This window comes from Thermobifida alba, from assembly GCF_023208015.1.
In the GTDB taxonomy this organism is placed as follows: Bacteria; Actinomycetota; Actinomycetes; order Streptosporangiales; family Streptosporangiaceae; genus Thermobifida; species Thermobifida alba.
On record NZ_CP051627.1, the window covers coordinates 4,001,423 to 4,027,873 of the forward strand.

At 71.6% G+C, this 26,451-nt stretch carries 24 protein-coding genes and 1 tRNA gene; 11 read left to right on the top strand and 14 right to left on the bottom strand.

Annotation, left to right across the window (positions count from 1 at the left end):
* Positions 1-107: 107 nt before the first annotated feature.
* Entirely contained in the window at positions 108-920 is an 813-nt protein-coding gene (locus tag FOF52_RS17790) for a DUF2786 domain-containing protein (protein WP_248593917.1), read from the top strand.
* Positions 921-1,059: 139 nt separating this feature from the next.
* The gene (locus tag FOF52_RS17795; RefSeq protein ID WP_248591053.1) at positions 1,060-1,548 is read left to right on the top strand and encodes a PPOX class F420-dependent oxidoreductase; all 489 of its coding nucleotides are present in this window, start codon (positions 1,060-1,062) and stop codon (positions 1,546-1,548) included.
* 82 nt (positions 1,549-1,630) lie between these two features.
* Here FOF52_RS17795 and FOF52_RS17800 read toward each other — a convergent pair whose 3' ends face one another.
* From FOF52_RS17800 to FOF52_RS17810, 3 genes are all read right to left on the bottom strand, one after another.
* Positions 1,631-2,623 (bottom strand): malate dehydrogenase, encoded by a 993-nt coding sequence (locus FOF52_RS17800; protein ID WP_248591054.1) that lies wholly within the window; start codon positions 2,621-2,623, stop codon positions 1,631-1,633.
* A gap of 205 nt (positions 2,624-2,828) precedes the next feature.
* On the bottom strand, positions 2,829-3,962 hold the full coding sequence (dnaN, locus tag FOF52_RS17805; RefSeq protein ID WP_248591055.1) for a DNA polymerase III subunit beta: 1,134 nt from the start codon (positions 3,960-3,962) through the stop codon (positions 2,829-2,831).
* Between the two features lie 1,145 nt (positions 3,963-5,107).
* Positions 5,108-5,563 (bottom strand): DUF4442 domain-containing protein, encoded by a 456-nt coding sequence (locus FOF52_RS17810; protein WP_248591056.1) that lies wholly within the window; start codon positions 5,561-5,563, stop codon positions 5,108-5,110.
* 111 nt (positions 5,564-5,674) lie between these two features.
* Here FOF52_RS17810 and FOF52_RS17815 point away from each other — a divergent pair, with 111 nt between their 5' ends.
* Entirely contained in the window at positions 5,675-6,406 is a 732-nt protein-coding gene (locus tag FOF52_RS17815) for a PIG-L deacetylase family protein (protein WP_068754050.1), read from the top strand.
* A 177-nt stretch (positions 6,407-6,583) separates the two neighbouring features.
* Here FOF52_RS17815 and FOF52_RS17820 read toward each other — a convergent pair whose 3' ends face one another.
* Positions 6,584-6,775 (bottom strand): DUF397 domain-containing protein, encoded by a 192-nt coding sequence (locus tag FOF52_RS17820; protein ID WP_068754048.1) that lies wholly within the window; start codon positions 6,773-6,775, stop codon positions 6,584-6,586.
* Positions 6,776-6,789: 14 nt separating this feature from the next.
* Entirely contained in the window at positions 6,790-7,620 is an 831-nt protein-coding gene (locus FOF52_RS17825) for a helix-turn-helix domain-containing protein (protein ID WP_083947938.1), read from the bottom strand.
* 197 nt (positions 7,621-7,817) lie between these two features.
* On the opposite strand from FOF52_RS17825, the gene FOF52_RS17830 reads away from it, so the two are divergent.
* The 4 genes from FOF52_RS17830 (at position 7,818) to FOF52_RS17845 (ending at position 9,253) form a co-directional block, all read left to right on the top strand.
* The gene (locus tag FOF52_RS17830; RefSeq protein WP_248591057.1) at positions 7,818-8,231 is read left to right on the top strand and encodes a hypothetical protein; all 414 of its coding nucleotides are present in this window, start codon (positions 7,818-7,820) and stop codon (positions 8,229-8,231) included.
* Positions 8,231-8,485, top strand: a complete 255-nt coding sequence (locus FOF52_RS17835; RefSeq protein ID WP_068754044.1) for a hypothetical protein — start codon at positions 8,231-8,233, stop codon at positions 8,483-8,485. Before FOF52_RS17830 ends, FOF52_RS17835 begins: the two co-directional genes overlap by 1 nt.
* Positions 8,482-8,916, top strand: coding sequence for an ATP-binding protein (locus tag FOF52_RS17840; RefSeq protein WP_248591058.1), 435 nt, complete (start codon positions 8,482-8,484; stop codon positions 8,914-8,916). The genes FOF52_RS17835 and FOF52_RS17840 overlap by 4 nt, the downstream gene beginning before the upstream one ends.
* A gap of 247 nt (positions 8,917-9,163) precedes the next feature.
* Positions 9,164-9,253 (top strand) — tRNA-Ser (locus FOF52_RS17845).
* Between the two features lie 112 nt (positions 9,254-9,365).
* On the opposite strand, the gene FOF52_RS17850 is transcribed toward FOF52_RS17845, so the two are convergent.
* Complete coding sequence (locus FOF52_RS17850; RefSeq protein WP_248591059.1) at positions 9,366-11,180, bottom strand: phosphoenolpyruvate carboxykinase (GTP); 1,815 nt, start codon at positions 11,178-11,180, stop codon at positions 9,366-9,368.
* A 480-nt stretch (positions 11,181-11,660) separates the two neighbouring features.
* Entirely contained in the window at positions 11,661-12,908 is a 1,248-nt protein-coding gene (locus tag FOF52_RS17855) for an extracellular catalytic domain type 1 short-chain-length polyhydroxyalkanoate depolymerase (protein WP_248591060.1), read from the bottom strand.
* Between the two features lie 235 nt (positions 12,909-13,143).
* On the opposite strand from FOF52_RS17855, the gene FOF52_RS17860 reads away from it, so the two are divergent.
* Together FOF52_RS17860 and FOF52_RS17865 are read left to right on the top strand one after the other, a co-directional pair.
* Positions 13,144-13,962: a 3-hydroxybutyrate dehydrogenase gene (locus FOF52_RS17860; protein WP_282573664.1), complete on the top strand. Its 819-nt coding sequence runs from the start codon at positions 13,144-13,146 to the stop codon at positions 13,960-13,962.
* Positions 13,947-15,890: a helix-turn-helix domain-containing protein gene (locus FOF52_RS17865; protein ID WP_248591061.1), complete on the top strand. Its 1,944-nt coding sequence runs from the start codon at positions 13,947-13,949 to the stop codon at positions 15,888-15,890. Before FOF52_RS17860 ends, FOF52_RS17865 begins: the two co-directional genes overlap by 16 nt.
* On the opposite strand, the gene FOF52_RS17870 is transcribed toward FOF52_RS17865, so the two are convergent.
* The 7 genes from FOF52_RS17870 to FOF52_RS17900 form a co-directional block, all read right to left on the bottom strand.
* Complete coding sequence (locus FOF52_RS17870) at positions 15,828-16,697, bottom strand: alpha/beta hydrolase (protein WP_248591062.1); 870 nt, start codon at positions 16,695-16,697, stop codon at positions 15,828-15,830. The genes FOF52_RS17865 and FOF52_RS17870 overlap by 63 nt on opposite strands.
* Before the next feature lie 143 nt (positions 16,698-16,840).
* Complete coding sequence (locus FOF52_RS17875; protein WP_248591063.1) at positions 16,841-17,968, bottom strand: branched-chain amino acid ABC transporter permease; 1,128 nt, start codon at positions 17,966-17,968, stop codon at positions 16,841-16,843.
* Positions 17,965-18,861, bottom strand: a complete 897-nt coding sequence (locus FOF52_RS17880) for a branched-chain amino acid ABC transporter permease (RefSeq protein ID WP_248591064.1) — start codon at positions 18,859-18,861, stop codon at positions 17,965-17,967. The genes FOF52_RS17875 and FOF52_RS17880 overlap by 4 nt, the downstream gene beginning before the upstream one ends.
* On the bottom strand, positions 18,858-19,610 hold the full coding sequence (locus FOF52_RS17885) for an ABC transporter ATP-binding protein (RefSeq protein WP_248591065.1): 753 nt from the start codon (positions 19,608-19,610) through the stop codon (positions 18,858-18,860). The genes FOF52_RS17880 and FOF52_RS17885 overlap by 4 nt, the downstream gene beginning before the upstream one ends.
* Positions 19,607-20,401 (bottom strand): ABC transporter ATP-binding protein, encoded by a 795-nt coding sequence (locus tag FOF52_RS17890; protein WP_248591066.1) that lies wholly within the window; start codon positions 20,399-20,401, stop codon positions 19,607-19,609. The genes FOF52_RS17885 and FOF52_RS17890 overlap by 4 nt, the downstream gene beginning before the upstream one ends.
* Positions 20,402-20,405: 4 nt before the next feature.
* Positions 20,406-21,590, bottom strand: a complete 1,185-nt coding sequence (locus tag FOF52_RS17895; protein WP_248591067.1) for a substrate-binding domain-containing protein — start codon at positions 21,588-21,590, stop codon at positions 20,406-20,408.
* Between the two features lie 322 nt (positions 21,591-21,912).
* Positions 21,913-23,721, bottom strand: a complete 1,809-nt coding sequence (locus tag FOF52_RS17900) for a MinD/ParA family ATP-binding protein (RefSeq protein WP_248591068.1) — start codon at positions 23,719-23,721, stop codon at positions 21,913-21,915.
* 216 nt (positions 23,722-23,937) lie between these two features.
* Between FOF52_RS17900 and FOF52_RS17905 the strand changes: the two genes are divergently transcribed.
* Both FOF52_RS17905 and FOF52_RS17910 read left to right on the top strand, forming a co-directional pair.
* Positions 23,938-24,939: an NAD(P)H-quinone oxidoreductase gene (locus FOF52_RS17905; RefSeq protein WP_248591069.1), complete on the top strand. Its 1,002-nt coding sequence runs from the start codon at positions 23,938-23,940 to the stop codon at positions 24,937-24,939.
* A gap of 51 nt (positions 24,940-24,990) precedes the next feature.
* Complete coding sequence (locus FOF52_RS17910; protein WP_248591070.1) at positions 24,991-25,548, top strand: bacterial proteasome activator family protein; 558 nt, start codon at positions 24,991-24,993, stop codon at positions 25,546-25,548.
* The last annotated feature ends 903 nt before the right edge of the window (positions 25,549-26,451 follow it).

Consider the following 26,451-nt stretch of genomic DNA (forward strand, 5'->3'; position numbering starts at 1 on the left):
GAACGCACGCCCCCGGAGCGGTTTTTGACCGCCGCCACTCGGGGAACGGAGCTGTGCCTATGGCGTCTGACACACGGGGACGCACCGGGGGAGACGCCCGGAAGAAGATGATCGAACGGGTCCGCGGGCTGCTGCGCATGGCGGAGGACCCCGCGGTCACCGACGCCGAGAGCCAGGCGTTCACCGCCAAGGCCGCCGAACTGATGACCCGCCACGCGATCGCCGAGGCCGAGGCGCGGGCGCAGCGCGGTGAGGGGGTCGAGGAGATCACCCGGCTGGACTTCCCGGTCTCCGGTGTCGGCGGGCACGGCAAGGCCCGGGTCAAGGCGCTGGCGGCGATCGCGTCCGCCTACGGATGCCAGTCGGCGGTGCGCGGCAACACGTCGGCCAACACCGAACGGACGCTGATCATCGTGGGCACGGTCACCGCGCTGGACTCGCTGCGGGTGCTGCTGCCGTCCATCAGCATGCAGATGGAGTCGTCGGCCCGGTTCTCCGCGCGTGAGCACGTGGCGAACCTGCGGGAGCTGCGCAACTACGACCGGTCCACGCTGGCCACCGAACGCAACCGGTTCTACCGGTCGTTCATCCGTGCCTACGGTGCGGCGGTCGCCGAACGCATCCGCGAGTTCCGCGCCCGGCTCGCGGAGAACGCCGCGGGCGGCGGGAACGGGGTCGGCGCGGCGGAGGATACTCCGACCACCGGTGCGGAGCTGGTGCTGCGCACCGACGTCGACCGGGTGCAGGAGGAGTTCGAGCGCCGCTTCCCGAAACTGCGGCCCACCCGTCCCGAACGCACCCACCACCGGGCCGGGTACCGTGCGGGCTACCTGCGTGGACGCAAGGCGCAGCTGGGGATGGAGACCGCGGTGGGCGGGGGCGGGGGCCACTCGCTGCCGGAGCGGGCGGACGCGGACTGACCGGGGCGGCGCGGGGCCTCCACCGCGGAGTTCCGGTTTTTTCCACGGGGCCGGAAACGGTTATCCCCAGTTTCCCAAAGGCTGTGGATAAACCTGTGGAAATCTGTGGATAACTTGGTCCGCAACGGAGCGGCCCACGGTGGCGATCCCCCGAACCGGGAAGGAGGACACCGACGACGCGCCTGCTCAGGAGGGGGAGAGGATGCCCAGGACCGCGCTTCTCCGAGAATTCCGAAACTCCCGTATCGCACTGCTCACCACCTACCTGGACGACGGTATGACGCCGGTGCACACTCCGGTGAGCATCGTCCTGGACGGCGACCGACTGCTCTTCCGGGTCGGTAAAAATTCCAGCACGGCCGCGAGAATGGCCGCATACCCCCTCGTTGACCTGCGCACATGCACATTCCGTGGCGAGCCCACCGGTGCTCCGGTGCGCGGCCGGGTCCGACCACTCGACGACGGCGAGGCCCGGCAGGCGGCACGGCTGCTGAGCCGCCGCACCCCCATGACGCAGCGCTGGGCGATGCCGCTGTCCTACCGGATGCTGCGCTACGAACCCGTCCACTACGAACTGCGCCTGCTTGTGGACGACCCTGTGGAAAGCGTGGAGGGCTGGCCCGACTGACCAGCCCTCCGACCCTGTCCGGGACTGCTTTTCGGACAGGTTGTCCACAAACTGTGGACAACCTGTCCGGCGGGAACCCCGACTACTTGATCAGGCCCAGCTTGCGGACGGCGTCGCGCTCCTCCTCCAGCTCCCGCACGGAGGCGTCGATGCGCTCCCGGGAGAACTCGTTGATCTCCAGGCCCTGGACGATCTGCCAGGAGCCGTTGCGGGACACCGCCGGGAACGACGAGATCAGCCCCTCCGGCACGCCGTAGGAACCGTCGGAGGGCAGCGCCACCGAGGTCCAGTCGCCCTCGGGGGTGCCGTTCACCCAGTCGTAGACGTGGTCGATCGCGGCGTTGGCGGCCGACGCGGCCGACGAGGCACCGCGGGCCTCGATGATCGCCGCGCCGCGCTTGGCGACGGTCGGGATGAACGTGTCGCGCAGCCACGCCTCGTCGTTGACGGCCTCGGCGGCGTTGCGGCCGTTCACCTCGGCGTGGAAGATGTCCGGGTACTGGGTGGCGGAGTGGTTGCCCCAGATCGTCATCTTCTTGATGTCGCTGACCGTGACGTTCAGCTTGGCCGCGAGCTGCGACAGCGCACGGTTGTGGTCGAGGCGGGTCATCGCGGTGAACCGCTCGGCGGGGACGTCCGGGGCGTGCGCCTGCGCGATCAGCGCGTTGGTGTTGGCGGGGTTGCCCACGACGAGGACGCGTACGTCGTCGGCGGCGCCCGCGTTGATGGCCTCACCCTGCGGGCCGAAGATGCCGCCGTTGGCCTCCAGCAGGTCGCCGCGCTCCATCCCCTTGGTGCGGGGGCGGGCGCCGACCAGCAGGGCCACGTTCACACCGTCGAAGGCCTTGCGGGCGTCGTCGAAGATGTCGATCCCGGCGAGCAGCGGGAACGCGCAGTCGTCGAGCTCCATCGCGGTGCCCTCAGCCGCCTTGACCGCCTGCGGAATCTCCAGCAGCCGCAGCTTGACGGGAGTGTCCGCGCCGAGGAGCTGGCCCGAGGCGATCCGGAACAGCAGCGCGTAGCCGATCTGTCCGGCCGCGCCGGTGACAGTGACGTTGACTGGGGCCTTGGCCATGACTTGTCTCTCCTGGTCGCTCGGAAGTGTGCGGGAACAGCGCCGAGCCGGTGGGCGTCGAACGCAGGGAGCCCCGCCCGAATCGTGTTGCGACCAGTCTTCCAACCGGGGTTCCGGCGGTCGGGTACCACCCCCTGTTTGCGCCCCTGTGTCGCTGCGCCCCGCGGTCGCGGTCCCGGGGCGTCGGACGGCGGTCCGGCCTCCCCTACGACACCCGCAGCGGCATCACCAGGTACCGGAAGTCCGGCCGCTCCCCCTCCGCGCTCGGGACACCGGTGATGACCGCCGGTTTGGTGGGGGCCACGAAACTGAGCAGCGCGTTCTCCGACTGCACGCCGGTCAGGCCGTCGAGGAGGTACTGCGGGTTGAACGCGATGCGCATCGGTTCGCCCTCGAACTTCGCGTCCAGCGCCTCCACGGCCTGCGCGTCCTCGCCGGAACCCGCCTCCAGGACCACCTCGGAGGAGCTGAAGGAGAACCGCACCGGGGTGCTGCGGTCCGCGACCAGGGCCACCCGTTTCACCGAGTCGACCAGGGACGCCACCGGAACCTCGGCGCGGGCCGCGAAGTCGGTGGGGAAACGCGACTCGTACTTGATGAAGTCGCTGTCGATGAGGCGGGTGGTGGTGCGCTTCCCGGCGTGCTCGAAGCCGATCATGCCCTCGCCCGCGGAGTCGCCGACCGCGGACAGCGCGATGTCGACGTTGCCGCCCGCCAGCGCCCGGCCGAATTCGCCGAGGGTGCGGGCCGGCACCAGGGCGGAGGCGTCGATGTCGGCCTGCTCCGGCTTCCACCACATCTCCCGCACCGCGATGCGGTAGCGGTCGGTGGCGGCCAGCAGGATCGTGTCGCCCCGGAAGGTGAGGTGCACGCCGGTGAGCATGGGCAGCGTGTCGTCGCGGCTGGTCGACGGCAGCACCTGGCGCACCGCCGTGGCGAACACGTCGGCGGGCGCCGAACCGGTGGTGCGCGGCATGGGCGGCAGGCTCGGGTAGTCCTCCAGCGGCAGGGTGAGCAGGGTGAACCTGGTACTGCCGCAGGTGAGGAGGGCACGCGACCCCTCCACACGCAGCTCCACCGGGTGCGGCGGCAGGTTGCGGACGATCTCGGCGAGCAGCCGGCCCGACACCAGGACACTGCCCGCCTCCTCCACCTGCACGTCCACGGAGGCGCGGGCGGAGACCTCGTAGTCGAACCCGGACAGGTGCAGGGTGTCGGCGGCGTCGGCGATGTCCAGGCGCATCCCCGCGAGAACGGGGACGGCCGGGCGTGCGGGCAGCGCCCGCGCCGTCCAGGTGATGGCGTCCGCGAAGGCGTCGCGGTCAGCTCGGAATCTCACTGGGGCCTCCCTGTCCGTCCGGAGTTCCGGAGTCGGGGAGGACCCTACCCGGCGGGTACGACATTCCCCGGGAGGCCGCCCGCAGCGTGCGGACCGGCTTCGCAGCCGGGTTCCCGCAGCTCACCCCGCTCCGACCGGTTTCCCGCGCGGCGGTCAGCGGTACGGCCGCAGGGTCCACACCACGGCCAGGGGGTCGCACCTGCTTTCGCAACCCGCTGTCGGAAGGAGGGGGCACCCAGCCCACACGGAGCCGCAGTATCGGCACTGCACGGGGCACTAGCTCCGATGAAGTGAAGGCGGCAGCCATCCGGACGGTTGGTGGGCCGCCTTTCGCGTGTTCGGGGTTTCAGAGCCGGTGGGGCTGGTCAACCGTAGATTCCACGGCTGAGCGCCAGGAGCCTCCTTTGGCCCAGAGCAGGGCGACGGCAACGGGGACGTCCAGCAGGCACTCCTCGTGGGCGCGTAGGAACACGTACTCCAGTTCGGTAGCACCGAATTTGCGCACACGCTCGCGCGGCCACGCTTGTCGTGGTTCAGGACCGAGTCATCGCGCTCCAGAACCAGATGCCCCTGCCACCCCCCGCCAGGCCTCGGTGGTGGCATCCAGGCAGCGTGTGCGGGCTTCCCGAAGATGGCGGTCGGAGGCGTCGTCGATCTCCACGCGCCCTGGGACCGGTCATCGCTGCGCTGATCGGCCATCGGCGGGCGTTGTTCTCCCCGGTGACATGGACGCGCCGTTGGCCGGAGCGGCACAGGCTGTCGACCGTCCGGCGTGCGACGGTCACATGGGGAGGAAGAATGACGGCCGCGGCTACGAGGTAGCCGCGGTTCTCGGTCTCGTCCACGAAAACGTGCGTGCCTACCGGCATTCCAGCAACGGTTGGCAAAACGTCCCGTTCCTGACTCGCTCCGTTCGGAGCCGCCAGTGGGGAAACACCGGAAAGTGCTGCTTGTCGGGGGGACCGATCAGCGCATCCGAGTGTTTCTCAGCCTTTGGACGTGGACGGGCTCCTGACGGACGCCGGCCCCTTCCGAGGAGATGAAGCTTCTGGTGTGGACCAGTCGGCCACGCACGGCCGGGGACGGTTTCACGGCTGGTCCAGCAGGTGGCGCCCCGCGGGACTGCCAGAAGTCCCGCGCGGCGGTCAGCGGTACGGCTGCAGGGTCCACACCACGGTCGCGGTGCCGGCGGCCGTGTCGTCCTCGGCGCGCAGCGCCACCTCCACCGGGAACTCCGGTCGGCCGCCCGCCTCCAGTTCGGCGACGGCCCGGGTCCACTCCTCCCCCAGCACCGCCTCGGCGAGCACCGGCCCCTCGAAGGGCTGGCGGTGGTCGAGTTCGGCGCGCACCGAGAGCGGCAGGGCGAGCCTGAGGCGGTCGCCGAGGGCGTTGAACACCGCCGCGCCCGAGACGGTCTCGGCCAGCGCCAGCAGCGCCCCGGCCTGCTGGCTCCGGGCGTGGTTGTGGTGGTCGGGGTTGTCGGGCAGGCGCATCGCGGCCCGTTCGCCCGTCAACTCCACGAACTCCAGGCGCAGGGCGCGGGCGAACGGCATCGCCGCGAGAATGGACGACTTCGCGAAATCAGCGTCACTGATGGTCATGGCCGCAGATATTACTGGCGGGTAAGTCGTCTGGGTACTCCGCACCGCGCGGATTCCCGTGTTCCCTGGAATCATCGAAGACCCATCCGAACCAACGGACAGGAGAGGCACGTGACCGAGCAGCTCGCTCCCATGCCCGAGGACTGGCAGCGCGCCCTCGCCGTCGTCGCCCACCCCGACGACCTGGAGTACGGGGCCGCCGCGGCCATCGCCGCCTGGACCGACGCAGGCAAGGAGGTCGCCTACCTGCTGGCCACCCGGGGCGAGGCGGGGATCGACGGCATCAGTCCGGCCGAGGCGGCCCCGCTGCGGGAACGGGAGCAGATCGCCAGCGCCGCCGTGGTCGGCGTCACCACCGTCGAGTTCCTCGACCACCGCGACGGCGTCATCGAGTACGGTCCGGCGCTGCGCCGCGACATCGCCGCGGCGATCCGGCGGCACCGCCCCGAACTCGTCGTCACCCTCAACCACCGCGACACCTTCGGCGACACCTTCTGGAACACCCCCGACCACAAGGCCGTGGGCCGGGCCACGCTGGACGCCGCCGCCGACGCGGGCAACCGGTGGATCTTCCCGGAGCTCGTCGAGCAGGGCCTGCAACCGTGGGACGGAGTGCGCTGGGTGGCGGTCGCGGCCTCCCCGAGGCCCACCCACGCCGTGGACGCCACCGCGGGCTACGAACGCGCGGTCCGCTCCCTGCTGGAGCACCGTGCCTACATCGAGGGCCTCACCGACGAGGACCCGGAGACCTACGCGCGGTCCTTCCTCGACGAGATGCTGTCCGCGAACGCCGCCTCCTTCGGCGGGCGTCCGGCGGTCACCTTCGAGGTCTTCCCGCGCTGAACCGGCATGATCTTGACAGAAAAGGGCCATGATCTGCGGTTTCACGCCCATTCGCGTCAAGATCATCGTGGTCGGTGCCGGGCTGGCGATCTGTTCGGGTCCCCTGGAGCGGGTGGGCTCGGCGGCGATATGAGCAAGGCCCTGACGGGATTCCGTCGGGGCCTTTTCGCTGTGGTCCTACAGTTCGCTGTTGCGTACCGCGTCCAGGAACGCGGCCCACTCCCGGCCGGGGATGACCAGGTGGCCGAGGTGGGGGTTCTGGGAGTCACGCACCGCAGCGGCGGGTCTCTCGGGGATGGTGGCGACCTCGACGCAGTTCTGTGGGTTGGAGTAGGAGGACTTGCGGAACTTCAGCTCGGGCGAGCCCATCGCGGGGTCTCCTTTCAGGTGATCAGTCCCCGTAGGTAGCCGGAGACGTCATCGGGGTCGAGCGCCTTGGCGACCAACCGGTCGTGGTACTTGCGGTAGCGTTCCAGCTCTTCGTCCTTGACCAGGTACAGACCGTCAACGTCGGCCTCGATGAAGACGATGCCCTCGCTGCTGGAGGCATAGCCGAGGATCGTGAAGGCACCTCCCATACCGGGGTGGAAGCCCGCCGAGGTCGGGAGAACCTGGATGGTGATGTTCGGCCGGTCGGCCATGTTCAGCAGATGCTCGATCTGGTGATGTGCCAACTCCCGATCGTGGGCGATCAGCAGTTCCAGGGCGTGCTGTCCGATGATCGCCCACACGTCGGGCGCGTCGGGGCGTTCCAGGATTTCCTGCCGCTTCGTCCGTGCCTCCACCATGCGGTCGATCGCGGCGGGGTCGCGGATGAGTGTGGCCTGGGAGATTGCGGCCATGTAGTCGGTGGTTTGCAGCAGGCCGGGAATATAGGCGGGTTCATAGCTGCGCACGCTGGAGGCCCCAGACTCCAACGAGGCGTAGGCGCCGGTGAGCACATCGTCGTAGTCAGCCCACCAGTCGCGGCGGCGAGACTTGCGGGCCAGGTCGAGGATGGCGTCGCGTTCGGGGCCGGTGACTCCGTAGAGGCCGAGCATCAACCCGATGTCGGACACGGCCGGATGTTTGGTGCGGCCGGTTTCCACATTCGAGATTTTCGTCTCGGACCACTCCAGTGCTTCCGCTACCTGGCTGATGGTCATGCCTGCTGCGAGACGGCGGGCGCGCATCTGCACTGACAGCTCACGTCGGACCTGTGGTGCCTTGTGCATGTGGTCCTCTCCCCTCTCGCGTCGAGGAGATGGTATCGCCGAGGGGTCTGATCTGGACATTCGTGACTTTCTGATCAGGATATTCGTCTCAAGAATCTTGTCATAAGACTTGCGATTCGAAATTTTCGATCACAAGATGGTAGTGCTCATCATCCGCTGCCGCCCTTGTCCAGCGGCTCTCGCTTCTGGGAGGTTTCGTGCGCGTCCTGCTGTTCTGGTTGTTACTGCCCCTGGTCCTGCTGGCCGAGCTCGCCAGCCCGCCCCCGCGACCGCCCCGGCGTCGGCCGGTGGTGCACCGGCCGCGGCATGCCGCGCCGCCGCCTCGGCAGGCGCGGGCCCTCCCGCCCCGCATCCCGAACTACCCGGTGTTCGCCGCGTGTGCGCGCCGGTACTCCGCACTGTGGGAGATCACCTACACCCACGGCTCCCCCTGCCCGTATGTGGCGCGCAACCGGGTGACCGGCAGCACGGTGGCGGTGGACGACGTGGACCTGCTCGACCACATCCTGGCCACCTACGAACACCCCGACCCCGTGCGCGGCTACTACGGCCAACAAGCCCGCGGGCGTGTGCGCACCTACCTGGACAGCCACCCGCACGGGGGCCGGTGATGGCCGACTACACCCTCACCCCTGATCAGGTGGCGCTGCTGGCCGACGGGCGTGCCCGCGTCGAAGACCACGACCAGGGCCTGGCCGTGGTGCTGGGCACCGACCGGCTCATCCTGCCGATCCACGACGTGTCCACCACGGTGACCGCGCTGGCCAACCTCGACAGCCTGCTCGGCGCAGCCCTGTCGGCGGTCGCCCTGTACCGGCGCACCCGCCCCTGGAGTGGTCCGTCTCGTGGGGAGGCGGCTCGGTGACCGTGGCCTTCACCACCCTGCCCGGCCTGCCCGCCAGCGTGGCCGCCGCCCGAAGGTTCGTCACCGGCGTGCTGCACGCCTGCCCCGAGGCCACCGCCCCCGACGAGGTGGTGGACCGGGCCGCACTGCTCACCTCCGAGCTGGCCACCAACGCGCTGCGCCACACCCGCTCCGGCGACCCCGGTGAAACCTTCACCGTCCACCTCACCGTGGATGCCTACGGGCTACGCACCGAGGTCCACACCCGCATCCCACGCCAATGGCAGACCTTCCCACACATCGCCGCGCCCACCGACCCGTTCGCCGAGCACGGCCGCGGCCTGCTGCTGGTCGACCAGCTCGCCACCACCTGGGGCACCCTGGCCCCCTGGCAGCACGGCGTCTACTTCCACCTCACCTGGACCACCAACCCGCCCAACCACACCACCTAACCCCCGCAAAACACGGCGACCATGCCCCCAGAGCCAGAATCGGCGTGGCCGATGGCCCTGGGGACATGGCCGCCGCAGGTCAAGCCCGGACCTTCCCCGGCCCACAGCCGTCCGCCGGACCACGTGCACCCACCAGTCGACACCAGAGGAAGAGCACGCCGCCACGGTGCCGAGATCACCGCTGATCATGCGGTCGCGCGTCTTCGCCCCCGGTGGGTTACCATCGCTTGGAGGACTCGTGGTCCCTGGAGGGTTCGCATAGCGGCCGAGTGCGACGCTCTTGAAAAGCGTTAGGTCGGTAGCCCCGGCCTCGTGGGTTCAAATCCCACACCCTCCGCCGACGACACCGGCCCCCTCCCGGCAGCGCGGGAGGGGGCCGGTGTCTTCTTCACCGCGACGCCGACGGGTTCGAAACCACGGGGAGGCCGTCGACGTCACGGCTGACGGGGTCAGCCGAGCCGCTGGCGCAGCGCCTCGTACTCCTCCCACAGTTCGTCGGGCAGGCGCTCACCGAAGGACTTGAAGAACTCGGGGACCAGGTCGGCCTCCTGCCGCCAGACCTCCCGGTCCACCGACCGCAGCAGCTCCAGGTCCTCGGCGGGCAGGTCCAGGCCCTCGGTGTCGAGCGCGCCCGGGGCGGGGACCCGGCCGATCGGGGTGTCCTCGGCCTCCGCCGTGCCGTCCAGCCGCTCGATGATCCACTTCAGCACGCGGCTGTTCTCGCCGAAGCCCGGCCAGACGAACTTGCCCTCGGCGTTCTTGCGGAACCAGTTCACGTAGTAGATCCGGGGCAGCTTCTCCGGGTCGGCCTGCTTGCCGATCTTCAGCCAGTGGCCGAAGTAGTCGCCCATGTTGTAGCCGCAGAACGGCAGCATCGCGAAGGGGTCGCGGCGCAGTTCGCCGACCTTGCCCTCGGCGGCGGCGGTGCGCTCGGAGGCCACGTTCGCGCCCAGGTAGACGCCGTGCTGCCAGTCGAACGCCTCGACGACCAGGGGCACCGCGGAGGCGCGGCGGCCGCCGAACATGATCACCGAGATCGGCACGCCGTTGGGGTCCTCCCACTCGGGCGCGATGGTGGGCGCCTGGGAGGCGGGGGTGGTGAAGCGGGCGTTGGGGTGCGCGGCGGGCTCGTCGGAGTCCGGCGTCCAGTCGCGGCCCCGCCAGTCGGTGAGGTGCGCGGGCGGCTCGTCGGTGAGGCCCTCCCACCACACGTCGCCGTCGTCGGTCAGCGCCACGTTGGTGAAGATGCTGTTGCCCCACAGCGCCTTGATCGCGTTGGCGTTGGTGGACTCGCCGGTGCCGGGGGCGACGCCGAAGAAGCCGTACTCCGGGTTGATGGCGTAGAGGCGGCCGTCCTCGCCGAAGCGCATCCACGCGATGTCGTCGCCGATCGTCTCGACCTTCCAGCCGGGGATGGTCGGCTGGAGCATGGCGAGGTTGGTCTTGCCGCAGGCGCTGGGGAAGGCCGCGGCGATGTAGCGGGGCTCCCCGGAGGGCGGGGTGACCTTGATGATGAGCATGTGCTCGGCCAGCCAGCCCTCGTCGCGCGCCATCACCGAGGCGATGCGCAGCGCGTAGCACTTCTTGCCGAGCAGCGCGTTGCCGCCGTAGCCGGAGCCGTAGGACCAGATCTCCCGGGTCTCCGGGAAGTGGGTGATGTACTTGGTGGAGTTGCACGGCCAGGGCACGTCCTGCTGGCCGGGCTCCAGGGGGGCGCCCACGGAGTGGACGGCCTTGACGAAGGTGCCGCGCTCCTCGATCAGGCGCAGTGCGGGGGCGCCCATGCGGGTCATGATGCGCATCGACACCGCGACGTAGGCGGAGTCGGTGATCTCCACGCCCAGCTGGGAGATGTTGCCGCCGAGGGGGCCCATGCAGAACGGCACCACGTACATGGTGCGGCCCCGCATGCAGCCGGTGAAGACGTCCTTGAGGGTGGCGCGCATCTCGTCGGGGGCGACCCAGTTGTTGGTGGGGCCGGCGTCCTCCTCGCGCTCCGAGCAGATGAACGTGCGGTCCTCCACCCGGGCGACGTCACTGGGGTCGGAGCGGCAGTAGAAGCTGTTGGGACGGAGCTCCTCGTTGAGCCGGATCAGCGTTCCCTGCTCGACAAGCTGGGAGGTGAGTCGCTCCCACTCGGCGTCCGAGCCGTCGCACCAGACCACCTCGTCCGGCTGCGTCAGCTCCGCGATCTCGCGCACCCAGTCGACCAACTCCTGATGGCTGGTCGGAGCCACGTTATTTCCGTGGACCGCAGTAGTCACGATTCCTCCTCCTCAGGGGTTGGTCCAAATGATGGACGACAAACCCTTATTCCGACCAGTTGGCATAGACCTTGGACTAGACCTCTGCCGCGCTTCTGGACTAGACCATTCGGAGGGTGGGGCAATGGGTTCCCCGGCCTGTTCCGTACTCCTGGCCGTGCGTCTTTCCTCTAGTAACTGCCCACGTCACAGGGGTTGCACGTGGAATTCTGAGATATGAATCACAATATTGGGGAATGCTGGAGGAGTTCCCGCAGTCTGCTTTTTCGAGGATAAAGCCAGGGAATTCCTGGGCGCCGTGCGGGGACGCCCTGCAAAGAAGCCTAGTCGACCCGTCCGAAAGCCGCTCACCGGGGGTGGGGAAAACTCTCGGCGATCATTCCTGTGTTTTCCGTGGCGGTTTCCCGGAGGGGCGGCGCACACCGCGGGGCGGCCGACCCCACGGGAGTCGGCCGCCCCGCCCGCGTACCGGTGCGCGGCTCAACAGCCGGTCACGCGTTCCCAGTGGCCGGGAGAGGTCTCCTGCACCGAGGAGGTGACGTAGATGTTCCACAGGCCCAGCAGGTCGTCGCCGCCCACGCTGTAGGCGGAGCCGTAGCTGACGTAGGCGCGGCCCTCCGCCACGTGCTGGTAGTTGTTCGAGGTGACGCACTCACCCGCGGGCGGCGGAGTGGTCGGCGACGGGCTTGCCGTCGGGGTGGCGGTCGGCGACGGGGAGGGGTGCGGCGGCTCGTCCAGGCCCCAGAACTGGATCGTGTGGTACGTGGAGCAGATCGTGTCGAGGAAGTAGGCGCCGGCGGTGCCGCACTGCCCCTCGCCGGTCCCCGGGTCCACCGGGGTGCCGTGCCCCATGCCGGAGACCAGGTAGCGCGCCACCGCGTCCACGCCGGAGTCGGTCCGGTAGAACTCGACGGTGGTGTTCGAACCGAGCGACGCGGTCTCCGTCGGGGTCTGGCCCAGGCCCCACACGTTGGTCCACTGGTCGCGGGACTCCCGCGCGTTGACGGAGGTCACCACGTAGTCCGTGGTGCCGTGCCAGATCGCCACCCGCGGCCACGGCCCGGTCCAGCCCGGGTTCTTGGCCCGCACCAGGTCGCCCCACTGCTCGGGGGTGCGGTCCCGGCCGGGGTTCATGCACATCGAGGCGTCGAGCAGGCTGGTGGCGCAGCCGGTGGGCAGTCCGGCGACGATGCTGCCCGCGGCGAACACGTCCGGGTAGGCCGACAGCATCTCCGAGGCCATCGCGCCGCCCGCGGACAGGCCGGAGACGTAGACGCGGTCCTCGTCCAGGCCGTAGGTCCGGACCGCGTGGTCGACCATGTTCCGGATGGACAGCGCCTCCCCCGAGCCGCGGGCCGTGTCGCTGCTCTGGAACCAGTGGAAGCAGGCGGAGCCGTGGTTGGCCCGCTTCTGCTCCGCGTAGACCAGGGCCAGGCCGAGGCTGTCGGCGTAGGACGCCCAGCCCGCGTGCCGGTGGTAGGTCGCGGCGTCCTGGGAGCAGCCGTGCAGCAGCACCACCAGCGGCGCGTCGTCGGGGAGCGTGGCGGGAACGTAGACGTACATGTTCAGGTTGCCCGGGTTGGAGCCGAACGCGGACACCTGGGTCAGCGTCGCGGCCTCCGCGCGGGGGGCCAGCGCGGCGGCGCCGATCACCGCCGCGCACAGTCCGAGTACGGCGGTCAGCGCCGCCAGTACCCGGGCGGGTATCCGTCGGGTCAGGTGCAGCATGGTGCCTCCGGTCGAGAGACCCTGTGGGGAAACGGGTTCGGCCGAACACCGGTGCTCGAAGACTACGAGTGATGTGATCTGCATAACATGTGCTCGGAGTGGTGATCCGCGGGACGCGACGCGTGGGAAAACCACACAGCGGTGGGCCACATGGCGGGGAACCACACAGAAAAGCTCTTTCCTGTGGTGGTCGGCCATATCAGCGACCAGCCTCGGGAAACCTAGATTGAGGCCCATGACGACGCATGACATCCGTTCCGACACGGCCGCGCCCCCCGGCGCCCCCGCCGCGGCCGGGACGTCCGTTGACGTGGACCTCACGGGCAGGACCGCCCTGGTGACCGGAGCGGCGAGCGGGATCGGCCGGGCCTGCGCCGTCCGCCTGTCCGCCGCCGGCGCCACCGTCCGCCTCGCCGACCTCGACCGGGCCGCACTGGACGAGCTGGCCGAACGCGGCGTGGGCGAACCCTGCCCCGTGGACCTGACCGACCTGGACGCGGCCGAGGACGTGGCGCGCGGCGTCGACATCGTGGTCAACAACGCCGGGGTGCAGACGGTCAGCCCCGTCCAGGACTTCCCCCCGGAGCGCTTCTCCCTGATCCTGAGACTCATGCTGGAGTCGCCGTTCCGGATCGTGCGGGCCGCGCTGCCGCACATGTACGCCGGCGGCTGGGGCCGGATCGTCAACATCTCCTCCGTGCACGGGCTGCGGGCCTCCGCCTACAAGTCCGCCTACGTGGCCGCCAAACACGGCCTGGAGGGCTTCTCCAAGGTCGTCGCACTGGAAGGAGCCCCGCACGGGGTCACCTCCAACTGCGTCAACCCCGGGTACGTGCGCACCCCCCTGGTGGAGAAGCAGATCGCCGACCAGTCCCGCGCCCACGGCGTGCCCGCCGAGGAGGTCGTGGAGAAGGTGCTGCTGGCCCGCAGCCCGATCAAGCGGCTCATCGAACCCGCGGAGGTCGCCGAGATGGTGGCCTACCTGTGCTGTCCCGAGGCGTCCTTCGTCAACGGCGCCTCCCTGACCGTCGACGGAGCATGGAGCGCGAGCTGAACGACACCGACGTCCCCCCGGAGGACGACCCCTGGGCCGCCCAGGCCCAGTCGGTCTTCCTGGAGTTGCTGCTGCGCGACGCCCCCTCGGTCGAGTACGAGCGGCCCCTGCTGGAGGCCCGCGCCCGCGGCGACGACGCCGAACTCCTGGCCCGGCTGGAACGCGCCAAACTGCTGGCGCTGCGGGTCCGCACCGTGCTGCGCGACCTGCAGCGCCGCGAGTCCGAACTGACCGCCCTGTTCGAGACCGCCAACGACCTGACCGGCATGCGCAGCCTCGACCAGATGCTGCGCGCCATCGTGGACCGCGCCCGCAACCTGCTCAACACCGACGTCGCCTACCTGACGCTCAGCGACCCGGAACGCGGCGACACCTACATGCGGGTGACGTCCGGGTCGGTGTCGGCCCGCTTCCAGCGGCTGCGGCTGGGGCACGGCGAGGGCCTGGGCGGGCTGGTCGCCCAGACCTCCCTGCCCTACGTCACCGCCAACTACTTCGCCGACTCCCGCTTCCAGCACACCGAGCAGATCGACTCGGGCGTGCGCGAGGAGGGGCTCGTCGCGATCCTCGGCGTGCCCCTCCAGCTCAACGGCCAGGTCATCGGCGTGCTGTTCGCCGCGAACCGGCGGGAACGGCCGTTCTCCCACGCCGAGGTGGCGCTGCTCAGCTCCCTGGCCACCCACGCGGCCATCGCGATCGACAACGCCAACCTGATCGACGACACCCGCCGGGCGCTGGCCGAACTGAACACCGTCAACCAGCGGCTGCAGGAGCACACCGCGTCGGTGGAGCGCGCCGCGGAGGCCCACGACCGGCTCACCGACCTGGTGCTGCGCGGCGGCGGCATCGAGGACGTGGCCGCCGCCGTCGGCGACGTCCTCGGCGGCCGGGTGCGTATCCACGACCTCAACTCCACGGGCACGCCCCCGGGCTGCGAGGACCCGGAGACGGCCGAGGCGGTGCGCACCGCCCTGCACAGCGGCCGCACCGCCCGGGTCGGCGACACGTGGGTGGCCGCCGCTGCCGCGGGCAGTGAACTGCTCGGCACCCTCGAACTGCGCGGCGTGGAACTGGACACCACCGGCCAGCGCATCCTGGAACGCGCCGCCGTGGTCACCGCGCTGCTGCTGCTGATCCGCCGCTCCGCCACCGAGGCCGAGCACCGGGTGCGCGGCGACCTGCTCGACGAACTGCTGGACACCCCCGGCCGCGACCCCGAGTCGCTGCGGCAGCGCGCCGCCCGCCTCGGCGCGGACCTCGACGTCCCGCACGTGGTCGCGGTCGCCGAGTCGCCGGGCGCCGACCCGGGACGGCTGCGGTTGGCCGCCATGCACATCGCCGAGGTCGCCGGCGGACTCGCCGGAACCCGCGGCGGCCGGGTCGTGCTGGTGCTGCCCGGCACCGAACCCACCCCGGTCGGCCGCCGCATCGCCGCGGACCTGACGACGGCCGCCAACGGCGCGGTGACCGTGGGGGTCGCCGGACCGGCCGAGACGCTGCCCGGGTTCCGCTCCGCCTTCACCGAGGCGCTGCGCTGCCTGCAGACCCTGCGGGCGCTGGGCCGCGACGGCGAGGTCGCCGCCCCCGGCGACCTGGGCTTCCTCGGTCTGCTGCTCGGTGACGACCGCGACGTCGACGGCTTCGTCACCGCGACCCTGGGGCCGCTGCTGGAGTACGACGCCAAACGGAAGACGGTGCTGGTGGAGACGCTGCGCGCGTACTTCGCGGCGGGCGGCAACCTGTCGCGCGCCAAGGACGCGCTGCACGTCCACGTCAACACCGTCTCCCAGCGGCTGGAGCGGATCTCCCAGCTCATCGGCGCGGACTGGCAGGAACCCGGCCGCGCCCTGGAGATCCAGCTGGCGCTACGCCTGCACGGTCTGCTGGACGGCGGCGTGGACCTGGGCGGCGACCGTGGCGGCGGTTGACGAGAACAGCGGGGTGTAGTGGTTGTCCTCGGGCAGCGCCACCAGGTGCACCCCGCTGCCGTCCAGGGCGGCGAGCCGCTCCGGGGTGTAGAGGCCGGGGCGCTCGTCCATGAGCCCGCGGTCCGTCCACATCAGCCACGCCGGGCACGGCAGCGCCCGGATCGCCCCCAGCGTCTCCGGGTCCTCCAGCACCTGGGCGCCGTCGGCGCGCACCGCCTCGGCCACGCAGCTCGACCGCATCTCGGGCGGCTCCCCCACCAGGTCGCGCTGCACGTAGTCGTCGGCCCACGTGTTCCACCGGCCCGCGAACGCCGGATGCCGCTGCCAGAAGGCGCGGTAGTCGTCCCGGTCGGCGAACGTCATGGACAGCCGGGCCATCGCCGGTCCGATCACCGCCTCGATGTCGGTGCCGGGCGGGGCGGGCAGCCCGAACCCGCCGTCGACGAGCACCACGCCCGCCACCCGGTCGGGGTGGCACACCGCGGCCAGGCAGGCCACGAACGCGCCCATGGAGTGCCCCACCACGACGGTGCGGTCCACCCCCGCCGCGTCCAGCACCGCCACCAGGTCGGCGACGTGCGCGCCCAGCCCGTAGGGGCCGGGAAGGTGCGCGCTGCGGGCCCGGCCCCGCAGGTCCGGGGCGAGCAGCGCCAGACCGTCGGGCAGTTCGGCGGCGACCCTCGCGAACGAGTGCCCGTTGGCGGTGATGCCGTGCAGGGCCAGCACGGGCAGCGCGTCGGCGGCCCCCCAGCGGGTGACGGTGAGCGCGCCGCCCGCCACGGCCACGGAGAATTCGGTTCCGGTCACGAGAGGACTCCTCAACGGTTGACGGTCGCACAGCACAGGCCGGCCCCGGCCCTCCGCCCCCGGCAGGGGGAGGGCCCGGGCACGGCGGCGGGTTCCGGCCCCGAACAGGTGAGGGAGCTGACGGAAGGAGCCGGAACCCGGTCTCAGGAGGCCGCGGCCGCGCGGCCGCGACCGCGCAGCGCGGCCCTGATCCGCCCCGGCAGGGCGGTCAGTCCGCCGGGGAAGAAGAACACCAGCAGCACGAAGAGCGTGCCGAGGATGAACAGCGGCTGGCTCAGCGGCGCGCGCACCACCGCGGGCAGGGTGTCGAACACGTCGGAGGCGGCCAGCTGCAGCAGCCGGTGGTCGACGTAGGTGTAGACGACCGCGCCCAGCAGCGGCCCCCACCGGGTGCCCGCACCGCCCAGGGACACCATGACCAGCAGGGTCAGCGTGAACTCGGCGGTGGTGATGGCCGGGGTGACACCGCCGGACACCAGCAGGTAGACCACGCCGCCCAGGGACGCCAGGGCGCCCGCGACGGTGAACGCCGCCAGCTTGTACGGGTAGGGGTTGACGCCCAGCACCGACACCCGCTGCTCGTTGGCGCGGATGCCCTGCCAGACGCGGCCCACCGGGGTGGCGCCCAGCCACCACACCACGCCCACCGCCACGACCACGTACCCGACGGCCAGCCAGTACAGGTTGACGGTGTTGACCACGCCGATGAACGCGCCGGGCACCGTGTCCGGGTTGAGCGCCAGCCCCTCCTCGCCGCCGGTCATCCGTCCCGGGTCGCGGATCACCAGGATCGACCCGGCCTGCGCGAACGCCAGGGTCACCATGGCCAGCGCGATCCCGGACACGCGCAGCGAGATCGCGCCCAGCACCAGGGCCAGCGCGGTGCCGGAGACGACCGCGATCAGCGCCGACCACAGCAGCGGCAGCTCCAGCGTCCACATCAGCAGCGCCGCCAGGTAGGCGCCCGCCGCGAAGTACAGGGCGTGCCCGAACGACAGCAGGCCCACCCGTCCGTACAGCAGGTCGTAGCTGGTGGCCAGTCCGCCGAACACCAGGCACGTGGCGAGCAGGTGCAGGGTGGAGGGACTGTTCAGGGTGCCCTCGAACAGTCCGGGCAGGGACAGCGTGGAGAACGGCAGGCTCAGCAGCAGCACCGCGACCACGGCCGGGGCCGCCCAGCCGGGGACGCGGCGCGTCCGCCGCACGTCCACGATCGGTTGCGCCGCCGCGGGCGCGGACGTCCGCGGCGCGTGCTCGGTGTCGACGTTCATGCCACCCTCCCGGCGGTCGCTCCGGCCAGCCCGCCCTGCCGTGTCAGCAGCACGGCGGCGAGCACGATGACCACGGCGATGTCGCCGAGCCCGGCGACGGTGTAGTAGTTGGCGAACTGCTGGACCATGCCGACCGCCACCGACGCGACCGCGCAGCCCACGGTGGACGTGGTGCCGCCGATCACGACCACGATGAACGCGAAGATCAGCAGCGAGGTGCCCTGGAACGGCGTGACCACGCCGAAGTAGAGGCCGCCGAGCGCGCCCGCGAGCGCCGCCGCCGCACCGCCGATCGCGAAGACCAGGGTGAAGGACCTGCGCACGTCGATGCCGAGCGCGGTGACCATGGCCCGGTCCTCCACGCCGGCGCGCACGATGAGGCCGTAGCGGGTGCGGGAGCCGAACAGCAGCAGGCCGGCGAGGACGAGTCCGGCGACCGCGATGAGCAGGAACCGGTCGGTGGGGATGGCCGCCCCCAGCAGGGACACGGTGCCGGAGACGAGCTCCGGACGCGGGAACGTCAGCGGGTCGGCGCCCCAGACCGCCTGGATCAGCGCGGGCACGGCCAGGCTGAGTCCCACCGTGACCAGGATCTGTTCGCGGTGCCGCCCGTACAGCGGACGGATCACCCCCAGCTCCACCAGGGTCGCGGCGAGGGTTCCGGCGGCGACGCCGAACGCCACCGACACCAGGAAGCCGAACCCGTCGGAGCCGGCGCCGGGCAGGTGGCCGCTGGCCCACCAGGTGGCGTAGGCGCCGATGGACAGGAACGCGCCGTGCGCGAAGTTCAGCACGTCCATCAGGCCGAAGATGAGGGACAGGCCCGAGGCGATGAGGAAGTAGAGCGCGCCGAGACCCAGGCCGGTCACGACGAGCAGGACGACGGTACTCATGCGGTTCCTCCCTGCGGGTGGGTCGCGGGGGCGGAGGTCCGGGACACGCCGAGCAGCTCCCGGGTGCGTTCGGCGTCGTCCAGCAGGTCCAGGACCGCCCCGGTGTGCACGACCCGGCCGGCGTCCACGACGACGGCCTGGCCCGCGACCCGCCGCACCAGCGCCAGGTTCTGCTCCACCAGCAGCACCGGCACCTCCTCGGCGACGCGGGCGACCGCGTCGGCCACCTCCGCCACGACGCGCGGCGCCAGGCCCTTGGTGGGTTCGTCCACGATGAGCAGCCGGTTCTCGTTGAGCAGCACCCGGCCGATGGCGAGCATCTGCTGCTGGCCGCCGGAGAGGGTCCCGGCGGGCTGCGCGGCCCGCTTGGCGAGCTCCGGGAACAGGTCGTGGACCAGTTCGTAGCGGGGCGTCTGGCCGCGCCGCTCCGCCAGCCGCAGGTTCTCGGCGACGGTGAGCCCCGCGAACACGCCCCGGTCCTCCGGCACGTAGCCGATGCCGAGGGAGGCGATGGCGTGCGTGGGGTCGGCGGTGATGTCGCGGCCCGCGAAGACGGTCCGGCCGGTGCGCGGCACCAGCCCCAGCACCGCCTTGACGGTGGTGGTCTTGCCGACGCCGTTGCGGCCGAGGAGCGACGTGACGCCGTGGTCGGCCACGGTGAACGACACGCCCTGGAGGATGTGCGAGCCCTCGATCCACACGTGCAGGTCGGCGACGTCCAGCAGCGGTGCGGCGGGCGCGGCGCTCACAGCGCGTCCCCGAGGTAGGCGGCCTGCACCTGCGGGTCGGCCATGGCGGTGTCGGGGTCGGCCAGGGCCAGCAGCGCGCCGTGGTGCATGACGGCCAGGCGGTCGGCCATATCGAGCAGCACCTCCATGTGGTGTTCGACCATGAGGACCGTGCAGCCCTGTTCGCGGTGCACGGTCCGGATGACCTCGACGAGTTCGCCGATCTCGCCCGCGCTCACCCCGGCCATGGGCTCGTCGAGCAGGATGACGCGGGGCTCGCGGGCCAGCAGCAGCGCGAGTTCCAGCTTGCGCTTGTCGCCGTGGGAGAGGTCCCCGGCGAGCGCCTCGGCGCGGTGCGACAGCCGCACCAGGTCCAGGACCCGGCTGATCTCGGGGCCGCCGACGGGGGCGGCGCGCCGCCAGAAGCGGCGCGACTCCCCCGACCGGGCCTGGACCGCCAGCCCCACGTTCGCGCCGACGGACAGGTCGGCGAAGACGCTGGAGGTCTGGAAGGTGCGGCCCAGGCCCAGGCGGGCCCTCCGGTGCGGCGGCAGCCGGGTGATGTCGGTCCCGGCCAGCTCCAGTCGGCCGCGGGTGGGCCGGGTCAGACCGGAGACCAGGTTGAACAGCGAGGTCTTGCCGGCTCCGTTGGGGCCGATGACGGCGAGGAACTCGCCCTCGTCGACCGTCATGGACACGCCGTCGACGATGACGGCGCCGCCGACCGACCAGCTCAGGTCGTCCAGGACCAGCATCGGCGCCGTGGCGCGTCCGTTGCGCGGGGCCGTGGCGGAGGGGGTGGGGGAGGTCATCGCGTCACTCCGCGACCGGGGGCTCGACGTCGGCGGCGGGGATCTCCGCGATCAGCTCGGGGACGGCGTCCGCGCCGGAGCCGACCAGGCGCACCTGGTACATCGGCTGGAGCAGCGCGTGGTCCTCGGCGCGGATGGTCAGGGTGCCCTTGACCCCCTCGAAGGTCCAGCCCTCCAGCGCCCTGATGCGCTCCTCGGTGGTGTCGCCCTCGGTGACGGCGTGCACGACCATCTGCGCGGCGGTGAAGCCGTCCGGCGTGAACAGGTCCACCTCGCCGCCGTTGCCCTCGACGAACTCCTGCATCATCTGCGCGGCCTCGGTCTCGGCGGCGCCGTCGAAGTAGTGGGACAGGAAGGAGATCTTGCCCTCGGCCTCGCCGAACACCGGGTAGGACGCCTTGATGTCGAGGCCGGTGACGACCTCGGTGGCGTCGAGTACGCCCTGCTGGTTGAGGGACTTCCACATGGCGGAGGCGGTCTCGCCGGCCCACGCCACGAACAGCAGGTCGGGTTCGGCCTGGCGGACCTGCTCGGCGAAGGGGGTCAGGTCGGTGGTGTCGGGCGGCGCGAGGACGCTGTCCACCTCGGCGCCCTCCGCTTCCAGGACGGCGGTGACGGCGTCGACGTTGTCCTGGCCGAAGGCGTTCTGCTGGGCGAAGACCGTGACCTTCTTGCCCTCGGGGTCGTCCATGAAGGAGCCCGCGGCGAGGATGTCCTGGTAGGTCTGGCGGCCGGAGCGGAAGGTGTGGTCGTTGACGCCGGTGATGGCGTCGGTGGCGGCCGGGCCGGAGATGAACAGCACGTCGTTCTGCTCGGCGATCGGCGCGACCTGGACCGCCACCCCGGAGGCGGTGGACCCGGCGATGATGTCGTAGCCCTCGCCGATGAGTTCGCGGGCCGCGGACACCGCCTTGGTGGGGTCTCCGGCGTCGTCGCGCGTGGTGACCTCGACGGGGCGGCCGTCGATCTCCATCGTGCCGCCGGTGGCGTACTCCAGTCCGGCTTCGAAGCCCTGGTAGTACTGCTCGCCGTAGGTGGCCAGGGGGCCGCTGACGGAGTAGACGAGGCCGATCCTGATCGGGCCGTCCGCGTCGCCCCCGGCGGCGCTCTCCGGGCTGCCGCAGGCGGTGAGGACGAGGGCGCCGGCGCTCAGGACGGTCACGAGGGGCACGAAGGGGGGGTAGCGCATGTCTCCTCCAGGTGTCCCCGCCACCCTGCGGGCGGCGGTGGGGACGGCGGGATAGGGGTGTGCCACCGAAGCTAGAGAAGAGGTGACGTGATTCACATGTTGCCGTAGCACATATTGGGCCGTGAATCGGTGTCTTCCGCACCCATCGGAGAAGGGCGGGGCCCGCCGTCCGGTGGCGGCGGGCCCCGCGGGTTCGGAGGAGGCGGTTTCCCTTCCTGCGCCAGGTCACGTCCGCGCCCGCCGAGAGTGTCCGGCGGCGGGGGCTCCGGCCGCGCCGTGTCGCACGCCCATACACGCCGGGAGGTCCGCCCGGGGCGGGCGGTCACCGGGGCCAGGCGAACGCCTCTCCCACGGTGGCGGCCAGCTCCAGGTAGGCGTCGCGGGTCGTCGGGTGGAGCCGGTCCAGGTGGATCTCGGCCCCCTCCTCCAGGTGCGGGTCCCACGGGACGCGCACCACGGCGCGGCACCGGGAGGCGAAGTGCTCCTCCAGGCGTTGCAGGTCGACGTTGGACCGGTGGTTGCGGCGCACCATCGACAGCACCACCACCGCGCCCCGCACCAGCGGGCCGTAGTCGTGGGCGTCCAGCCAGTCGAGGGTGGCCGACGCGCTGCGCGCACCGTCCACCGAGGGGGTGGAGACCACGATGATCTGGTCGGCCAGGCCGAGCACGCCGCGCATCGCCGAGTGCAGCAGACCGGTCCCGCAGTCGGTGAGCGTGATCGAGTAGAAGTGCTCCACGATCCGGGAGACCTCCCGGTAGTCGTACTCGCTGAGCGCCTCCGAGACGGCGGGGTCCTGGTCGGAGGCGAGCACCTCCAACCGGGACGGGGCCTGGGAGGTGAACGCGCGGATGTCGGCGTACCGGGAGATCGTGTCCTTCTCGTTGAGCAGGTCCCGGATGGTCGTCGGGGTCTCCAGGTGCAGCTTGTCCGACAGGGTGCCCCGGTCCGGGTTGGCGTCCACGGCCAGCACCCGGTCGCCGCGCAGCGACGCCAGGGTGGAGCCCAGGGCGGCGGTCGTCGTGGTCTTGCCCACCCCGCCCTTGAGGGAGAGCACCGCCACCCGGTGGTGCCCGCCCACCACGTGGGTGCACGCCCGGCTGATCAGTTCCTGGCGGCGGCGTCCGGCCCGGGACTCGCCCGGGGTGACCAGACCGAAGGTGAGCGACCGCACGGCCCGCCGCCACCCCGAGGCGGTTCCGGTGCGGTGGCCGCCGCTCCACTCCCGGCCGGGGGTCACCACGGGCGGGGCGACACCGCCCGGCGGGGTGACCGCCCGCCTCGCCGGCGGCTGCGGCGGGGCGGGAGGCGGGGGCGGGGACGCCGGAGCGGCCCGGTGGGGGACGGGGTCGGCGGGACGCGGCTCCGGGCGCTCCTCCGCCCGCACCGAGGGGTGCGGGCCGCTCGGACCGGCGGGCCACGCCGGAGCGGACGGCTCCGGTCCCGGGGACGCCGAGGGGAGGAACTCCGGGAGGTCCAACGGAGGCAGCGGTTCGGGTTCGGGAACGTCCTCCGCCGGCGGCGGGGGAGGCGCGGACCGCTGCTGCGACTCCTCCAGCAACTGCCGGAGCTGCGGCCGGTTGCGGCCGAACCGCGATCGCGCGGACGGGGCCGGGGGCTCCGCGGCGGCGTCCTGGTCCGCCGGGCCCCGCTGCGGGGCGTCGTCCGGTCCGGCCGGTCGGGAGGCGGCGGACGGCGCCGCCTCGGCGTCCGGGCGCGCTCCGGGGTGCGGGAGACCGGGGTCGGGGGCGGCGGACGGGACGGACGGGCCCGGCCCGGGGTGCGTCGGGGACGGGGGCTCCTCCGGGAACGGCTCCGGCGGCCGCGGCGCGGCGGCCGCGGGCTGCGGGTCGAGCGGGCCGTGCCCCGCGACGTCGGTGCGCGGACGCTCTCCGGGAGGCGGCGGGGCCGGGGGCAGCGGTGCGGACGGACCGGGGTCGGGGGCCGGGTGCTGGGCGTAGGGCGGCGGGGGAGCGATCAGGTCCAGGTCGAAGTCGTCGTCGCCGAACCACTCGTCGGACTCCTCGTAGCGGTCCTCTCCCGGCTCGGCGTCGACCGTGGGATCCCCGTGCTGCGAGCGCGGCGAACGAGCACCGAAGTGTTCGGAACCGTCGTGCTCTTCGTAGGCCACCGCGCCACTCCTCAGGACACTCCGCAGACCGTACCGGGCATGCGTGGTACTCGGCTGCTCCACCGGTGGAGGCGGCGCGCCGCCTCCGTGCTCTTCAGGTACCTGGGCACCAACGATAGAACCAGCGGTCGTGAGATGAGAAGGGAGCGATCCCCCCGTCCCGGTGCAGTCCGACGCCCCGACCCCGTTCCGGCGGGGGTGGGTAGCGTGGTTTTCATGCGAGCGATAGTCGTCAGTGCCCCCGGAGGCCCCGAGAACCTCGACTGGCGGGAGGTGCCCGACCCCGAGCCGGGGCCGGGGGAGGTTCTCGTCGAGGTCGCGGCCACGGCGGTCAACCGGGGCGACATCAGTCAGCGGCAGGGGCACTACCCGCCGCCGCCCGGCGCCTCCGAGTACCTCGGGCTGGAGTGCTCCGGCCGTATCGTCGCGCTCGGCCCCGGCACGGAGGACTCCGGCCACCGGGTCGGCGACGAGGTGTGCGCGCTGCTGAGCGGCGGCGGCTACGCCGAGTTGGTGGCGGTTCCCGTGGGCCAGGTGCTGCCGGTCCCGGCGGGGGTCGGCCTGGTCGAGGCCGCGGCCCTGCCCGAGGTGGCCTGCACGGTGTGGGCCAACGTGTTCCTGACCGCCGGGCTGCGTGCGGGGGAGGCCCTGCTGGTGCACGGCGGCGCCAGCGGCATCGGCACCTTCGCGATCCAGGCGGCCCGCGCGTTCGGCGCCCGTGTGCTGACCACCGCGGGCAGCGAGGCGAAGCTGGAGCGCTGCCGCCGACTCGGCGCGGACGTCGCCGTCGACTACCGGTCCGAGGACTTCGCGGCACGGGTGCGGGAGGAGACCGGCGGCCGCGGGGTGGACGTGGTGCTCGACATCATGGGCGGCAGCTACCTGGACGCCAACCTCCGTTCGCTCGCGGTGGGCGGACGGCTGGTCGTCATCGGTCTCATGGGAGGGCGCAGGGCCGAGCTCGACCTGGGGCGGATGCTGGTCAAACGGCTGTCCGTGCACGCCGCGACGCTGCGGTCGCGTCCCCTGGAGGAGAAGGCCGCGATTGTCACACAGGTGGCGGAACAGGTGTGGCCCCTGGTCGAGAAGGGGACGATCCGACCGGTCGTGGACCGGGTGCTGCCGCTCAGCCGGGCCGCCGAGGCGCACCGCGTGCTGGAGGCCAGCGAGCATGTCGGAAAGATCCTGCTCGTCACCGATCCACAGCACTCACCGTGAAATATCGGCGTAGTGTCTCCAAACGTCAACAGCCGCAAGGTGGGAGATGCGATGAACAACGGACCCAGTCAGGAAGAACAGCAGCCCCAGGTCCTGGTGCTGGGACCGGGAGGACCGACGACCGTGCCTCCCGTCTCGTCCGGTGAGGACAAGGAGGAGTCGGAGGACCGTCCCGTCACCGAGATGGTCGAGCAGCCCGCCAAGGTCATGCGGATCGGCAGCATGATCCGGCAGTTGCTGGAGGAGGTCAAGGCCGCCCCGTTGGACGAGGCGAGCCGGGCCCGGCTGAAGGAGATCCACGCCAGCTCCATCAAGGAGTTGGAGGACGGGCTCGCGCCGGAGCTGGTGGAGGAGCTGGAGCGGCTCTCCCTGCCGTTCACCGACGGGGAGACGCCCAGCGACGCCGAGCTGCGCATCGCGCAGGCGCAGCTCGTGGGCTGGCTGGAGGGCCTCTTCCACGGTATCCAGACGACCCTGTTCGCCCAGCAGATGGCGGCCCGTGCCCAACTGGAGAACATGCGCCGGGCGCTGCCCGCCGGACTGCACCAGCACGGGGAGGGCGAGCAGTCGCAGGGGCGCGTGCAGGGCAGTTCGGGACCGTATCTGTAGTTCCGCGGCGGGGGCGGGAGCGGGTTCCCGTCCCAGTGGCCCGGTCCGCCCGTTCCGGGCGGGAGGTGAGACGGCGGGGCGGGGACCGTTCGGGTCCCCGCCCCGCCGTCTGTTCGGTCACGGGGCCGGGGCGTTCGACGCGGGGCCCGGTTTCTTCCCGTCTGGTTCGGGGTTTGGGACGACGACAATAAGCAGAGCAGCGTTCTGATTGATGAACTTTTAGTGCTTTTTGCGCTCAAAGCCCGATTTTTTTTGATCGAGACAGTGGGAACCTGAGCAAACCCCCTGCGAAACAAGATGTTCTATTTTTAGAATTTCGCTACGGCGGAGGGGAGTGCGCGTGCCGCCGCCGTCCGAAACGGGTGTCGTCGTGTCCGGAGAGCCAGAGGCGAGGGGAAGCGAAATGGTGGTCTGCGAACACCGCCGAATGCTTGCGCGACTCGTCGCGGGGGGCGCTCCGGGCCCGGCGTGGGGCGGGGGCGTCCGGCGGGGCCGCACCGCCGGGGCGCAGGTCCGGCCGCAGCGGTTCTGCTGCGAGGTGCCGGCCGTGCTCCGGATCGGTGACGGCCGGGAGGGCCCCGACGCCCCCCGGCCGCACCGGGACGCTTCCGGTGCCGCTGCCCGCCGGGCGGCGGGGACGCGAAGGGACGGCGCCGGCGGCCCGACAGCGGCCGTCACCGCGCGGACGGCGGGGGAGTCCGCGGTGCACGGGCACGGGCCGCGCAGGCTGCGACGCGAGGCGGGGGAGGCGCCCTCGCGGCGGCTGCGGCTCGACGGCCCGGCCCGGGGGCTTTGCGGAGGGACGGTGCCCCCCGAGGAGCAGGCGGCGTGGCTCGGCCGCCCTGACGCTCCGGTGCGCCGCTGTCGGACACCCGACACCTGAGACCATCCAGGAGCCATCCC